This window comes from Pseudomonas sp. AC169 (assembly GCF_979258515.1).
The window spans coordinates 5,258,759-5,272,354 of sequence record NZ_OZ409866.1 but is presented as its reverse complement, the minus strand read 5'-3'; the positions used below and the strand labels follow the sequence as shown (position 1 = coordinate 5,272,354).

Sequence of the window (13,596 nt, the reverse complement as noted above, 5' to 3'; positions counted from 1 at the left end):
ACGAGGGGCGGCAGTCTAAGGCCCGAATGAGGCCTCAGCAACTGTAAATACAGGGAATTTGTCCGACAACGTTCGGAAACTGCTCTGACACAGGGTTCACACGGCCATCGGAGTGCGTTTATAGCAAGAAATTCAGTCGAGCGGCTGTATATAGAAGACAAACGGCTAACCACGCAGCGCCCAGACGCAATTTTTTACCACGCACTGCATCGTTTCAGCAAAGCAGACCCGCAAAAGCCCCCCTACTATCAGGCCCACCGTGTGATCAAACAGCCTGAAGGAAAATCTATGCCCCGCCCCGATCTGCCGGCCCCCGACGAGGTTTCACTCGCCAGCCCCCCGATCAATGCCGAGCGCCTGCTACGACTGATCACCGACGAATACGATGCCCTGCCGCGCCAGCTCAAACGCATCGCCAGCTACATCAGCCAACAGAGCGACCGCATCATGGTCGACCGCATCAGCGACATCGCCCGCGAGTGCGAAGTACACCCGTCCGCCATCGTGCGCTTCTCGCAACGCTTCGGTTTCAGCGGCTTCAGCGAAATGCAGGCGCTGTTCCGCAGCGCCTACACCCACAAAGCCTCGCCGGTGCAAAACTACCAGCAACGCATCCGCAGCATGATCGCCAACCAGTCGCAGCCAGCCAGCGCCGGCGACCTCGCCCGCGAATGCATCGACGCCACCCGCTCCGGCATCGAACGCCTGGGCCGTGAACTCGACGACGCCGCGTTCGAAAAAGCCGTCGACCTGATCGTCAACGCCGACAACATCTATGTCGTCGGCGTGCGCCGCTCCTTCGCCGTCGCCGATTACCTCGTTTACAACTTGCAACACACTCAGAAAAAAATTCACCTGGTTTCCGGGCTTGGCGGTAGTTATCGGGAACAGATGCGCAGCGTGCGCGCGAACGATCTGGTCATCGCCATCAGCTTCGTGCCCTACGCCAAGGAAACCCAACACTGCCTGCGCTTCGCCCGCCAGCAACAGGCCAACACCCTGATCCTCACCGACAGCCACCTCTCGCCACTGGCCAAACTCGCCAACAGCGTATTGCTCGTCAACGAAGGCAGCGCCCTCGCCTTTCGTTCGCTGAGTGCGACGCTGTGTTTGTGTCAGGCGCTGTTTGTCGCGGTGGCGTATCGGCTGGAACTGAATGTCGATGAGATTCACGAACAACCCGGCTTCGACGACTGACAATTGCCTCAACGTCGGCTAGGTTATGCCTTCCCACCGGTTTGACTTGAAGGAACGCGTCATGAAACTGATCGGCATGCTGGACTCCCCTTACGTGCGTCGCGTGGCGATCTCCGCCAAACGCCTTGGCATCGACCTCGAACACGAGTCAGTCTCGGTGTTCCGCCACTTCGAGCAATTCCAGCAGATCAACCCGGTGGTCAAAGCCCCCACGCTGATCCTCGATGACGGCGTGGTCCTGATGGACTCGACCCTCATCCTCGACTACCTCGAAGCCAGTTCCGGCAAAAGCCTGCTGCCAACCGACCTGAAACAACGCGCCCAAGCCCTGCGCCTGATCGGCCTCAGCCTCGCCGCCTGCGAAAAAGCCGTGCAGCTTTATTACGAACGCAACCTGCGCCCGGCCGACATTCAATACCAGCCGTGGGTCGAACGCGTCGAAGGCCAACTCGCCGCCGCGTTCACCACCCTAGAGCAAGAACTGGAAAAAACCGGCCTGCCCACCGACGGCACCCTCACCCAAGCCGGCATCAGCCTCGCCGTCGCCTGGAGCTTCACCGACCTCGTCGTCCCCGACCAGATCGACACCCGCCGCTACCCCCACATCGCCCAATACACCGCCTACGCCGAAACCCTCGAAGCGTTCCTCAGCACCCCGATGACCTGACCATGAGCACCACCGACACCGCCGCCCCGGCATTAAAGGAAATCTTCAACGCCGAGCGCTTGCAGCACATCGCCCGCGAAATGAGCGCCGTGTACCCAGCGTTCAAGGCCAAGGCGTTTCTCAAGCACGCCCAGGACGGACTCGCCGAATTATCAGTGATGCAACGCATGGCCCGCGTCAGCGAGAGCCTGCACGCCGTGTTGCCGCTGGACTACGAAGATTCCCTCGATGTATTGCGTGAACTCGCGCCAAGGCTGAACAGCGGATTTGTCAGCATGTGCTTGCCGCATTACATCGCCAGCTATGGCGGACATGTGTTCGACACCTCCATGGACGCCCTGAAGTACTTCACCACCTTCGGCTCCTCCGAATTCGCCATCCGCCACTTTCTGCACAGCGACCTGGAGCGCTCGCTGGAACGGATGCACGACTGGACCCGAGACGAAAACCACCACGTCCGCCGACTCGCCAGCGAAGGCAGCCGCCCTCGCCTGCCCTGGTCGTTTCGGTTGGACGCGGTGCAGGCGGATCCGCAGTTGGCGGCCGGGATACTGGATCGGTTGAAGGCGGATGAGAGTTTGTACGTGCGCAAGTCCGTGGCGAATCATTTGAATGATGTGACGAAGGTGCATCCGGAGTGGGTATTGGACACGATTGAAGGTTGGTCGCTGGAGAACAAGCACACGGCGTGGATTGCGAAGCATGCGTTGCGGAGTTTGATCAAGCAGGGGGATTTGCGGGCGCTGACGGTGATTGGTGCCGGGGCGAAGGCTGAGGTTGAATTGTTGGATGTGCGGGTTGAGCCGGCGGTGGTGAGGTTGGGGGAAGCGATTACGTTGTCGTTTGTGGTGAAGTCCACGGTGGCGCATGAGCAGCGGTTGGTAATTGATTATGCGATTGACTATGTGAAGGCGAATGGTGGGGTTTCGGGGAAGGTTTTTAAGTTGAAGACGTTGGATTTGGTGGGGTTTGGGAGTGTGGTTGTGGGAAGGCGGCAGGTGATTAAGGATTTTACAACGCGGAAGCACTACCCCGGTAAGCATGCGATGCAGGTATTAGTAAATGGTAAGCAGATTGCACGTGCCACTTTCAGTATCGTTGCCGGTTAAGGCCCAGAGGTAACTAGTGAATATCGGCACAAAATGGCTAATATCCAGATGAAGAGCCAACACTTGCTCTGGAAAACGGTAGAAGCTCGAAACATGTTCTCTCGGCAACTGAGCACTTAAGAATAAAGTGGAGAAGTGAGTGTATGGATGATCGGAATGTCAAACCTTCTAAAGTCAACGGGAAACCATCTAGCAAGGTTAGGCCAGTAAAAAAAACATCGCTGGACTTTGAAGCCATGCGCTCCGCTCTCATGAACCCGCCCTTGGACATCGAAGCCATGCGTGCCGCTGTCTTAGGACCTCGCTTGGATATAGAAGCCATGCGCTCTGCCCTCATGAGCCCGCCCTTGGACATCGAAGCCATGCGTGCCGCTGTCTTAGGACCTCGCTTGGATATAGAAGCCATGCGCTCCGCCCTCATGAGCCCGCCCTTGGACATCGAAACCATGCGTGCCGCTGCCTTAGGACCTCGCTTGGATATCGAAGCCATGCGCTCCGCGCTCAGGAGCCCTCCCTTGGACGTCGAAGCCATGCGTGCCGCTGTTTTAGGACCTCGCTTGGATATCGAAGCCATGCGCTCCGCTCTCATGAGCCCTCCCTTAGACGTCGAAGCCATGCGTGCCTCTGTGATGGGGCCGCGCTTGGATATCGGAGCCATGCGCTCCGCTCTCATGAGCCCTCCCTTAGACGTCGAAGCCATGCGTGCCTCTGTCATGGGGCCGCGCTTGGATATCGAAGCCATGCGCTCCGCTCTTATACAGCCCGCATTAGACTTAAAAACCATCAAGTCATTATTGAAATCGTTCCCGGCGATGGTTTCGTTAGGCGCGTCTTTGGCAGCAATTAACTCAATGCCTGAGTCGCAGTACTTCGAATGGAATACGGCCCCATCTCAGGAACTGGTTGAAGCAATAGACGCCGCTGCAAAAGATCTTGCAACCAGCCGTAATATCACAAATTCACTTACTTCGCTCGTTACGCAGTTAGCAGTAGCAACTGGCGGAGGCATTACCAAAAAAGATATAACTTCTGCCGCCGCAGAAATAGAAACTGAATTATCAAATGCTGTTGATTCAGAGAGCACCGCGAACTTGAGCACCGCCGTAAGCTGGTGCGTAACATGGTTAAAATGGTTAATCCCCACGATACTCGCTTACATTGCATTGCAAAACGGCGTACGTGAAGAGCTTTGTTTTTGGCAGCCAAAACTAGCACCTGGAATGACCAGCAATCAAATTGGAAAGGCAATACGAAGCGCAGCTTGCGAATTCCCTGCAGAGCTATTAAAACAGTATAGATTTGTTAAAGGAGAATCCGTACGCTTGCGAAACGGACCGAGTATGAAAGCGGAGGTCTTACCGATATTCTTATCCGATGGCGCATTACTGGAAGAGCTCGGGAGCGATGATCGCACTTGGTTGCATGTATCAGTTTTAGGGCAAGAGGGTGTAGATGGATGGATTTCTCGAAAATATGTGAGGCGACTCGTCGATTGATACAGCGGCTGTCACGCCCCAAACTCCAATTCTGCTGAAACGATCCCAACTACCCTTGATGGGAACTGGCGTTTATCAAACCCATTTTAATGAAATGTAGGGTGAAGGCGGGACCGTGTAGGCCAAACAGCTCTAAGAGTATTCTCATTAACAAAGCACCCAACTATTCAATCGCGACTACCAACTCCCACACGGGATACCGTACTTGTCGATATACCGCTTGGCCTTTTCACTCACTGGATAGGCATAGCGTCCACCATGCTTCCCCTGCCCGGGGCCTAGCGGTTCACTTTCGCCTTGGGCATGAGCGACTTGGACCGGGCGGTGGCATGAGTCTCTGACCCACGCTTGTAATACACCTCCTGGGGCTAGCCCAATGTACAGAGAGGCCATATATCGTGCAGCTCTTTCAGGAGTTTCCGGGCAACGTTGGTGCGTTGAGTCCACCATCAATTGCCTGGCTGATTCTGGGATTTCAATGAAACCCTTGTAGGTTTTCTGCTCTGATATGGACTGCCAACGGACGAAGATGAGTTTGGGCAGGTCGGCACCGATTACCGGCATACCGGAACCACTGACAGTACCCCAACCTCGGGCAGACTCTGTGCCATCTTCTGGTTCACCTCCGGCAGCGGTTCTCCCGCCTGCCTTGAAAAACGTCCTGTTTTTGATACCCCGAACTGTGCTGTCTTCTACCCAAACCTTCATGTAAGCCGGTTCAGTGAAGGCTAGTCCCCACCAATCGGATCGCGGATCGTTCTCGGCTGAAAGTGGGTCGGTAGCTTGGCATCCAGCCACCAGTAAAACACTCAACATTAATATGATTTGCTTCATTGGCGGATGGGTTACCAACTCCCGTAAGGGATGCCAAATTTCTCGATATACCGCTTGGACTTTTCGCTGACGGGATAAGCGTAGCGCCCTTGGTTTTTGCCTTGACTAGGTCCTAGCGGTTCGATCTCCGCCTGAGCTCTCGCGACTTTCACCGGATGGTGGCACTCGTCTCTGACCCAAACCTGCACAACCCCTCCAGGCGCCAACCCCAAATAGACCGATGAAATATAGGTGCTCCGCTGCTCTGGGGTTTTCGCACAGCGCTGATTGACCGAGGTCAGCATCAATTGTCTGGCTTCTTCGGGTATGTCCACCCATGCACGATAGGTCTGAGGCTCTACGATGGACTGCCAGCGAACGAAAATTCGTTTTGGGAGATCGGCGCCAACCACCGCTTTTGCGGACGCGCCCACTCCGTCCCATCCTCGGGCCGACTCAGTACCATCCTCTGGGTACCCGCCCGATGCTGAACCGCCACCCGTGCGCAGAAACGTCTTGCCCTTTATGTCTTCCACTGCAGTGTCTTCAACCCAGACTTTCATGTAGTTGGGTTCAGTAAAACCGAGTTCCCACCATGGGGATTTAGGGTCGTTTTTTGCTGAAAGCGGATCGGCTTTACAACCGACCACAAACAGCATGCACAGCAGTGCTGTAAATAACTTCATTACCAAAGCGTCCAGTCAGGTACGTGTGGGTGCTTTACTCGGATTGCATCTTCCGTGGGGGCGTTGATGTAAACAGCTCTGATACCACTTCCATCTCTCCTGCCAAGCGGATGGTTCCAGTTGGCGGATGTGTGAATGTACTTGAGTTTGAGGATTTGCTCCTCCTCTGGCGTGGTGCTGTAGTCGCCGGAGACAAAACGATCGCACATGGGCTGAAGTTCTTCAGGAACGGCGAAGTCTGGCGTCTCGGGAATGTCTTCGAAGCGAACGCCTTTGGCTTTGGCGAGTTGATGCATCACGCGCAGGCTCACTCTCGACAGTAACCCACTCACCGGACGCTTGAGTTGAACGGCGGCGTAGACTCGTTTGACTCGAGGACTCAGTCGATCCTGAGGACTGATCGGCATCAGTAAAGGAGGTGGTGTAACGACTTCCAGCATTTCGGAAGGCCAGCCGTTGGCTAACCACTGATTTCTCACATTCACCGCATCCTGGTAGATCGATGTGGTGGTGACATCCACGTAGTTGCCGACTTCTAGCGTTTGCATTGGGCTAATGAGCACACATTCTTCAGCGTCCTCAAGGTAACCTCCACCCACATCGGAATGCACACCCGGCAAGACAATTTCCGGATGATCCATCGCTACTCGATTGAGAGCGAAGTTAGCCCGGCACTCATCCCGCGCCGCCAACTGCACAACGTCGGTGAAGTAACGTCGGTCGAGGTAGAGTTTGATCCCTGTTGCGACTGCACTTTTGATATTGCCCAAATTGGACCATCCAGCAATCGACGGCACAGTGTCGAACAAACCAATGAAGCCCACATTGATGTCGCCGTTGTATTGATCGACTAAGGTCGGACTGAGGACATCTGATTTGCTACGAAGAATCTCGCTTAAAGGACCTTGTTTGCCACGCACGATCTCATTGGCGAAATGTCTGGCGGCTGCCGCACCGCGACTGAAGCCAAACGTGTCGAAGGTCAACGAAGCAATTTCACTATCGGGATTTTTATCCAATATCTCAGTGATACGCTGTTCGATCAAAGTGAAAGAAGATTGGACGCGCCCGGCAACACCGGTTTCGCCACGTCCTGTACCGGCGCCGAATTTACTGTCTTCTTCACCTGAACGGGTACCTATGCCTTCGACGTAGACCATACCGAAAGCTTTCTTTCGTGGTCCCTCTCCCTCAGCGAGTCGCGGTGCCTCATACAGTTCGCTCAGCTTTTTCACGTTGCTGATATCGTTGGCGTAGCTGCTATCCGGATCCCTCATATAGGGCTGACAGCTAGCGGGAATATCTTCCGGCGCAATCGGATGCTGCGCCCCACACAGCAATCCAGCCGCCGTGTTGTTCGCATTATTCCCAGTGCCATCAAAGAAAACCCCAATCCTCAACGCGATCCCGATTTTCTCAGGTTCGCGCGCAGGTTCTTTCCCGTGCTTCTCATATTCCGCCCAACGCTGGGCGTGAATATCGACGGGTTTGGCTTCTTCGTAACGATAATTTTTCGGGGGGTTGGGTACGTAGCCACTCATCCGTGATTCCTGGTTCTGATCCTTGAGAACGGCCCGAAGGGTGACAGCCGAGGCTGGGGGGCGCAAGCCGTGGCCGTGTGCCAGCCAGGGTGTGACTGCGGGGTTCGACGAGGGTTTCCCCTCGTCGGGATGGGGGTTAGCTGGCGATTTCGACGTTATCCAGCGCCTGGTTGACGGCGATTTCGCCGAGCATCACGACTTGGGCGATGCCCAGTGCGGTTTTGCGGTGCGGGGTGTCGAGCATGGCGGCGAAGTTGAGGAGCATCTCGCTGGCGGAGCCGAGGGTTTCGCTGGCGTTGGCGAGCAGGGATTCGCTGTTGTACTTCGGGTTGGCGAGGTACATGCGTTCGGGTTGTTGGGTGCTGGCCATGATTTGGCTGGCGGGTTTGAGGTAGTGGTCGAGGGCGCGTTCGGCGGCTTCGTGGAATCGCTTGGAGTCGGGGGATTCGTAGGGGGATGTGGGGTCGGTTTCGGGTGGATTGGGTGTTGGTTTGATCATGGTGAAACTCCTGGTTTTCATTAGGAGCTACCAGCATCACTTGCAGATGATGGGTGGCAGCTATGCGCGGGTCTGCAAGACCGGGAAACCAGGCACCCGGCAGACCCGAAGGTCTCCCGCACAAAGCTGCCATTGAGCGGACACGAACGAGTCTCCTTTTGGCTGGCTGTGCGACTGGTTTTTCCGGCGGGCTTGCAGACCCGATCACTGATGAGCAGTGACGGGAATCAAGGTACGGAGGGAGTGCCAGACGCACAAGCCGGCGGATTCTGGCTTAGTCGTAGGCGATGGCGCAAGGAGTTGTAGGGCGTAGCCAGCAACGAGAGACACCTATTAAACAAACATGTAGATCGTCTGTTTAACAGGTCAGTTGAGATGCAGAGAATTCCGAATCAATGGGTCTCAAACGAATTCCACTGGTGAGTATCAAGATCCAGCGCGCAGTAGGGTTCGAAAACGTAAAGCACAAGCGGATTCTCAATATCTATCGCTGCCACCTGGAGTGACTTGAGATAGGACTGAGCCTCTGCGAATGATGTACCGAATAGAGGATCATCCATTGCCTTCGCGCGCGTCAGCTTGGAAATCGTTTGATCTGGATGTTTTGCCATCGCAATTCGAAATGCCAGGCTAGCGTCGAAGTGTGTTTTACCGAAGACGTGCTGACGAAGCCGACTGATCACGCTTCTTGAAATACCAACGTAGATCGGCACGCCGTTGTCGATCAGCACGTAGCAACCCGAAAAATCTTGCGGCAGTTTGAACTGCTTCAGCAACGATTTAACGCCAACACCGGGCACCGAAAAGTCCTTCATCTCTCGCGGAGTTTCAAGAGAGCTTTTCATTCTGCTCATATGGCTGGGCAGAACCGTTTTGGCTAACTCTTCAAATGTGTGCATGCATTCGTGTAACGCCATTGGAGAACTGCTCGGTCGAGAGATGGATACCAACGCTATCGCGTCAAGTCAGGCCATTACAAGCGATGTAACACATATCTATTTAAAGCGACGCCTTAACAATGTGCGGCAATAGATCTCTGTAGCGAAGAACAGAGGAATCGCTACAGAGATCGTTCACACCTAGCTGGCGATTTCGACGTTATCCAGCGCTTGGTTGACGGCGATTTCGCCGAGCATCACGACTTGGGCCGGTTTTGCGGTGTGAGGTGTCGAGCATGGCGGCGAAGTTGAGGAGCATTTCGCTGGCGGAGCCGAGGGTTTCGCTGGCGTTGGCGAGCAGGGATTCGCTGTTGTACTTGGGGTTGGCGAGGTACATGCGTTCGGGTTGGTGGGTGCTGGCCATGATTTGGCTGGCGGGTTTGAGGTAGTGGTCGAGAGCGCGTTCGGCGGCTTCGTGGAATCGTTTGGAGTCGGGGGATTCGTAGGGGGACGTGGGGTCGGTTTCTGGTGGGTTGGGTGTTGGTTTGATCATTGATGAAGCTCCTAACACATTTAGAGGAGGCTTCACCCTTTCGCTACCAAACGAAGGGTGGCGGCCATGCGCAGGTTGGTAGACCGGGTGTTAGGATCCGGCGCGCCCTAGGACGCCCTGCACATGACCACCATAAATTCGAAACGAAGAAGTTTCGGCGATGGTGGAACTGTACATCTAACACCGGGCTACCAAACCCGATCGCTGTTTTTCAGCGACCGACAGACGATAGAACCCGCGACCTAGACGCACAAGCCGGCGGATTCTGGCTTAGTCGTAGGTAACGGCGCAAGGCGTTGTAGGGTTTTGGTGGTTACTTGAGGCTTCGTTTAAACAGTGGTGGTTTTTTCTGTTTAGAAACTGGGGAAGGTCAAGGTTAGTGGCAGCAAAAGGTAGCCGGCAATTCGGTGATTGATGTGTTGTTTGGGCTGACGCTTTCGCGAGCAAGCTCGCTCCCACAGGGGAAAGTGTCTAGGTTGGGATTGGTGGTGGCCGGGCTGGCGTTATCGCGAGCAGGCTCACTCCTACAGGGGATTGTGGTTGGTTGGGATTTGGGGTGGTTGGGCTGGCGTCATCGCGAGCAGGCTTGCTCTCATAGGGTAATGCGGGTTAGGCGTCATGTCGCTGGATGCGGAATACGAGGCAGGGGGCTTTGCCTGGGACGTCGTCGAGATCGCCGAAGCGTTGCATGCCGATCTTTTCCAGAACGCGGATTGAGGTGGCGTGATCGGGTCTGACCAGTCCGAAGACTTCGGGTAAGCCGAGGTGGTGGAATGCGTGGGTCAGCGCGGTTTGGGCGGCTTCTGTTGCGTAGCCGTGGCCCCACGCTTCGACGGCGAAGCGGTAGCCGAGGTTGGTAACTGATTTGCCCAAGTAGTCATGAGCTGCGATGCCGGCGAATCCGAGGATTTTTTCGGGGGTTTGGGTGCTGCTGATTGTCCACCATCCGTAGCCGTGGGTTGTCCAGTGTTGTAGCCAGCGATTTAGCAGGGCTTCAGCCTGGGCGATGTCGGTCATGGGGCCGGCGGGATTGAACTGGTTGGTTTGTGGGTCGCTGAAGATCGCGAATACGGTGGGTAGGTCTGCTTGTTTTGGGCGTCTGTAGATCAGGCGTGGGGTGGGGTCTGACATGGTCGAAGCCTTGGGATTTTGGGTGGGTCAGTGGGTTGTGTGGCGGTTGGGCTGGCGTCTTCGCGAGAAGGCTCGCTCCCACAGGTTTTTTGTTTGGCCCGGGGCTCCCAGGGATTGGGGGATGGTTAGAGTCGGTGGCGTGTCATGTTGATCAGCGCTGAACGTTTGCCACCCGGCGCCGGGCGTTCTTCGATGGAGTACGGCACGAAGCCAAGTTTCGGGTAGAGCAGCAGGCCTGCGGTGTTTTCGTTGAAGCAGGAGAGTTGCACTTCCTTGGCCTGGTATTTTTTGAAACCCAACGCGGTCATGGTTTCGACGATGTATCGAGCCACACCCTGGCCGCGGGCGTAGGGCGCGACGATGACGTTGCCGATGCAGCAGATGCCATCGTGCTCAGCGCGGTAGAAGTTGGCGAAGCCGACGAACTCGCCGTTGGCCAGAAAAGCCGTGGAGTCGAAGCGCTGGCTGATTGCGCTGTGCATCTGTTCTTCCGTCAGCGGGAAGTTGGCTTTCGGGAACATGAAGAACAGCTCTTGTTCGCCTTGGGGAAAGCTGCAGAGGGTGTTGACGTCGTCGGCCGTCACTGGCCGGTGGGTGAAATTCATCGCTGCCCTGCCCTCACTTTTTACCCGCCAGATGATGCGCAACCAAGGCGTTGGCATGACCGTGGCCCATGCCGTGTTCCTCCTTGAGCCACGCCACCAGTTCCATGTGTTTCTTGTCGCTGATGCCGGCGAGCAGGTTCAGCCAGTGATCGATGGGCTGGCCGTACTTCTTTTCAATGGAGGGGAAGTAGGAGGTTGGGCCTTTTACTTTGTTGTCTTCGCTCATGATTCAGTTCCTTCAATGCAGCTCAATTCACTTGAAGAGAGAACCATGCCACACATTTAGGGCATGCGCATCTGTGGGAAATCTGCTGGTCAGTGCTGACGAACTTCCAGTAAAGTCTATCTAGGTTTAGAAGGAGCTATACCAGCTATTTCTCCTCCGGCAAGATCCGAAATCTGAAGCAATGCTCCATGTGCGACTGAGGCATTTCAGAATCTATGGAGTACTGAACTACGGATCTACAATTGTGTGGAAATATAATAATCTGCTTTCGGCCAAGAGGTGCGGCATTTACTAACAATCTCCACCCCCCAAAAAAAGAAAAACAACCAAAACTGTTCACTTGAAATAATCTTTATAAATCTGTCAACTTAACCAGCAGCATCTGGTTTGCGAGAAAATTCTGGAGTTTTAGATGGCAGGCTTTCCACTGGAAATTCGAAGACAACTATTTATGGCGGCAGGATGCATCTGCATGAAAAGTGGTTGCCAAAACAAACTTGCGGCTCCGATCGAACCGGGAAAATTGCTAATCATCGGTGAGGGGGCACACATTATCTCCGAAGCAACTAACGGCCCTAGACATACGTGGTTAGCAAACTATGACACTTTTGAAAACGGCATTGCACTTTGTGCTAATTGCCACAGAGAAGCAGACAATAAACAACTTTTGCACACCTATACAGCTGAAAGACTGATCGAATGGAAATGCGAGGCGATAAAGCTGGCGCAACTCGGGATTGGCAAGCCATTCATAACAGGGAATTTTGATCGAAGGGCCGAGTGGGAAATTGTTGATAACTTCAACAAAAAAATATCACCACTCGTTAATCTGCTTTGGAGTTTCACCAACGGCTGGGAAATACCCAACGAAGCTTTCACTCTGATTCTTATCGGTAGTAATGGATTTATCCCCCTTCACTCTTGGGGCCATCGACATCCGCTTCGTTCAGTAGACTCCACCTACTGCTTCCGACAGGATGAAATAATAGAAAGCTTAGTGAGTATAAAAATCAGCCTTCAAAAAAAATACTGGCACAATTTTGTCGACAATCCGCCAGACATAATGCGCTTTACACCTAGAGAGTTTATTGCAACACCAGACCAACAAACAGAAAACACCAGCTATGCTATTGAAGTTTCAGCCGGGCTAGCGAAATTCAATCATCTAGCGCGAAGCTTTATAAATAGCCACTGACTTTTACAGCCTACTTTAGTCAAATGCGCTATTTGATCGCACTCATTAAAGCGATTGCGATCAAATAGTTCTCATTATAAATTTAGTAAAATCGTCTGCTCCGCCTCACACAACCCCACCACATAATCCCAGACCACCCGCAGCCGCACCGACTTGTGCAACTCGCGCCGCGTGCTGATCCAGTAACTGCGCTCGATGCTTTCATCCGGCAGCAACGGCACCAGATCGGGATCCGACTCGGCCATGTAGCAAGGCAACACCGCAATGCCCAATCCCGACCGCGCGGCTTCCTGCTGGGCGATGACGCTGGTGCTGTGAAACACAACCCGAGGGCTGCGACAAAAGCTGTTGAGAAACATCAGTTCCTGGCTGAACAGCAAATCATCGACATAACCGATCCACGCATGCCGCCCAAGGTCTTCGCGGCTGTGCAGTGGCGGGGCTTTATCGAGATAGCGTTGGCTGGCGTACAACGCCAAGCGATAGTCCGTGAGTTTGCGCGTCACCAGCATGTCTGCCGCCGGACGCTCCAGATGAATGCTGATTTCTGCCTCGCGGTTGAGGATGCTGACGAAGCGCGGCACGGCGACCAGTTCCACTTCCAGCCCCGGATAACGCTCGAACAAGCCGATCATCCGGCTGGCGAGAAACTTGATGCCCAGCCCTTCGGTGACGCCGACACGAATTTTGCCCAGTGGCGCGGTGGATTGAGTGATTTCTTCTTGCGCCAACAACGCAACGTTTTCCATCGCTTCAGCATGTTTAAGCAGCGCCTCCCCTGCCGGGGTCATTTCGTAGCCTTGCGCGTGCTGGACGAACAGCGCGGTGCCGAGGCTTTTTTCGATGGCTTCGATATGGCGGGCGACGGTGGCGTGGGTGGTGTTGAGACGGCGGGCGGCGGTGAGCAGGCGGCCGCTTCGTTGCAGTTCGAGAAAAAACCGCAGGTCGTTCCAGTCGAACATGGCGTGTCCTTGTCGGCTATGGTCTATGCAGGCTGTTT

The 13,596-nt window shown here is 54.7% G+C and carries 14 protein-coding genes and 1 pseudogene; 5 read left to right on the top strand and 10 right to left on the bottom strand.

The genetic code is table 11. From position 1 onward, the window contains the following. The first annotated feature begins 288 nt into the window (after positions 1-288). The 4 genes from ACZZ0G_RS23585 (at position 289) to ACZZ0G_RS23570 (ending at position 4,469) form a co-directional block, all read left to right on the top strand. A complete protein-coding gene (locus ACZZ0G_RS23585; protein WP_463557726.1) occupies positions 289-1,197 on the top strand; it encodes a MurR/RpiR family transcriptional regulator in 909 nt (302 codons plus the stop codon). Between the two features lie 61 nt (positions 1,198-1,258). Beyond that, complete coding sequence (locus tag ACZZ0G_RS23580; protein WP_463557725.1) at positions 1,259-1,864, top strand: glutathione S-transferase; 606 nt, start codon at positions 1,259-1,261, stop codon at positions 1,862-1,864. Positions 1,865-1,866: 2 nt separating this feature from the next. Continuing rightward, positions 1,867-2,973, top strand: a complete 1,107-nt coding sequence (locus ACZZ0G_RS23575; protein ID WP_463557724.1) for a DNA alkylation repair protein — start codon at positions 1,867-1,869, stop codon at positions 2,971-2,973. A gap of 347 nt (positions 2,974-3,320) precedes the next feature. After that, positions 3,321-4,469: an SH3 domain-containing protein gene (locus ACZZ0G_RS23570; RefSeq protein WP_463557723.1), complete on the top strand. Its 1,149-nt coding sequence runs from the start codon at positions 3,321-3,323 to the stop codon at positions 4,467-4,469. Positions 4,470-4,646: 177 nt separating this feature from the next. Here the strand turns inward: ACZZ0G_RS23570 and ACZZ0G_RS23565 are convergent, their stop codons facing one another. From ACZZ0G_RS23565 to ACZZ0G_RS23525, 9 genes and pseudogenes are all read right to left on the bottom strand, one after another. Continuing rightward, on the bottom strand, positions 4,647-5,303 hold the full coding sequence (locus ACZZ0G_RS23565) for a DUF2931 family protein (RefSeq protein WP_463557722.1): 657 nt from the start codon (positions 5,301-5,303) through the stop codon (positions 4,647-4,649). Positions 5,304-5,314: 11 nt separating this feature from the next. After that, entirely contained in the window at positions 5,315-5,968 is a 654-nt protein-coding gene (locus ACZZ0G_RS23560; RefSeq protein ID WP_463557721.1) for a DUF2931 family protein, read from the bottom strand. After that, the gene (locus ACZZ0G_RS23555) at positions 5,968-7,509 is read right to left on the bottom strand and encodes a T6SS phospholipase effector Tle1-like catalytic domain-containing protein (RefSeq protein WP_463557720.1); all 1,542 of its coding nucleotides are present in this window, start codon (positions 7,507-7,509) and stop codon (positions 5,968-5,970) included. The genes ACZZ0G_RS23560 and ACZZ0G_RS23555 overlap by 1 nt, the downstream gene beginning before the upstream one ends. Positions 7,510-7,645: 136 nt before the next feature. Next, the gene (locus ACZZ0G_RS23550) at positions 7,646-8,008 is read right to left on the bottom strand and encodes a DUF6124 family protein (RefSeq protein ID WP_016982978.1); all 363 of its coding nucleotides are present in this window, start codon (positions 8,006-8,008) and stop codon (positions 7,646-7,648) included. Positions 8,009-8,400: 392 nt separating this feature from the next. Next, positions 8,401-8,925, bottom strand: a complete 525-nt coding sequence (locus ACZZ0G_RS23545; RefSeq protein WP_463557719.1) for a GIY-YIG nuclease family protein — start codon at positions 8,923-8,925, stop codon at positions 8,401-8,403. A gap of 162 nt (positions 8,926-9,087) precedes the next feature. Continuing rightward, positions 9,088-9,439 (bottom strand): annotated as a pseudogene (locus tag ACZZ0G_RS23540) (DUF6124 family protein). 609 nt (positions 9,440-10,048) lie between these two features. Further along, on the bottom strand, positions 10,049-10,570 hold the full coding sequence (locus ACZZ0G_RS23535; protein ID WP_463557718.1) for a GNAT family N-acetyltransferase: 522 nt from the start codon (positions 10,568-10,570) through the stop codon (positions 10,049-10,051). A 125-nt stretch (positions 10,571-10,695) separates the two neighbouring features. Continuing rightward, the gene (locus ACZZ0G_RS23530) at positions 10,696-11,175 is read right to left on the bottom strand and encodes a GNAT family N-acetyltransferase (protein ID WP_463557717.1); all 480 of its coding nucleotides are present in this window, start codon (positions 11,173-11,175) and stop codon (positions 10,696-10,698) included. Positions 11,176-11,188: 13 nt separating this feature from the next. Then, positions 11,189-11,401, bottom strand: coding sequence for a DUF4287 domain-containing protein (locus tag ACZZ0G_RS23525; protein ID WP_463557716.1), 213 nt, complete (start codon positions 11,399-11,401; stop codon positions 11,189-11,191). A gap of 412 nt (positions 11,402-11,813) precedes the next feature. Here ACZZ0G_RS23525 and ACZZ0G_RS23520 point away from each other — a divergent pair, with 412 nt between their 5' ends. Next, the gene (locus ACZZ0G_RS23520; RefSeq protein ID WP_463557715.1) at positions 11,814-12,596 is read left to right on the top strand and encodes an HNH endonuclease; all 783 of its coding nucleotides are present in this window, start codon (positions 11,814-11,816) and stop codon (positions 12,594-12,596) included. Positions 12,597-12,670: 74 nt separating this feature from the next. On the opposite strand, the gene ACZZ0G_RS23515 is transcribed toward ACZZ0G_RS23520, so the two are convergent. Further along, a complete protein-coding gene (locus tag ACZZ0G_RS23515) occupies positions 12,671-13,558 on the bottom strand; it encodes a LysR family transcriptional regulator (protein WP_463557714.1) in 888 nt (295 codons plus the stop codon). Between the last annotated feature and the right edge of the window lie 38 nt (positions 13,559-13,596).

What these genes read in the sequence shown, in the direction of transcription:
- ACZZ0G_RS23520 (WP_463557715.1), top strand. Translation starts at nt 11,814, where the DNA reads ATGGCAGGCTTTCCACTGGAAATTCGAAGACAACTATTTATGGCGGCA.
- ACZZ0G_RS23565 (WP_463557722.1), bottom strand. Translation starts at nt 5,303, where the DNA reads ATGAAGCAAATCATATTAATGTTGAGTGTTTTACTGGTGGCTGGATGC.
- ACZZ0G_RS23580 (WP_463557725.1), top strand. Translation starts at nt 1,259, where the DNA reads ATGAAACTGATCGGCATGCTGGACTCCCCTTACGTGCGTCGCGTGGCG.
- ACZZ0G_RS23535 (WP_463557718.1), bottom strand. Translation starts at nt 10,570, where the DNA reads ATGTCAGACCCCACCCCACGCCTGATCTACAGACGCCCAAAACAAGCA.
- ACZZ0G_RS23530 (WP_463557717.1), bottom strand. Translation starts at nt 11,175, where the DNA reads ATGAATTTCACCCACCGGCCAGTGACGGCCGACGACGTCAACACCCTC.
- ACZZ0G_RS23575 (WP_463557724.1), top strand. Translation starts at nt 1,867, where the DNA reads ATGAGCACCACCGACACCGCCGCCCCGGCATTAAAGGAAATCTTCAAC.
- ACZZ0G_RS23515 (WP_463557714.1), bottom strand. Translation starts at nt 13,558, where the DNA reads ATGTTCGACTGGAACGACCTGCGGTTTTTTCTCGAACTGCAACGAAGC.
- ACZZ0G_RS23545 (WP_463557719.1), bottom strand. Translation starts at nt 8,925, where the DNA reads ATGGCGTTACACGAATGCATGCACACATTTGAAGAGTTAGCCAAAACG.
- ACZZ0G_RS23560 (WP_463557721.1), bottom strand. Translation starts at nt 5,968, where the DNA reads ATGAAGTTATTTACAGCACTGCTGTGCATGCTGTTTGTGGTCGGTTGT.
- ACZZ0G_RS23555 (WP_463557720.1), bottom strand. Translation starts at nt 7,509, where the DNA reads ATGAGTGGCTACGTACCCAACCCCCCGAAAAATTATCGTTACGAAGAA.
- ACZZ0G_RS23525 (WP_463557716.1), bottom strand. Translation starts at nt 11,401, where the DNA reads ATGAGCGAAGACAACAAAGTAAAAGGCCCAACCTCCTACTTCCCCTCC.
- ACZZ0G_RS23585 (WP_463557726.1), top strand. Translation starts at nt 289, where the DNA reads ATGCCCCGCCCCGATCTGCCGGCCCCCGACGAGGTTTCACTCGCCAGC.
- ACZZ0G_RS23550 (WP_016982978.1), bottom strand. Translation starts at nt 8,008, where the DNA reads ATGATCAAACCAACACCCAATCCACCCGAAACCGACCCCACATCCCCC.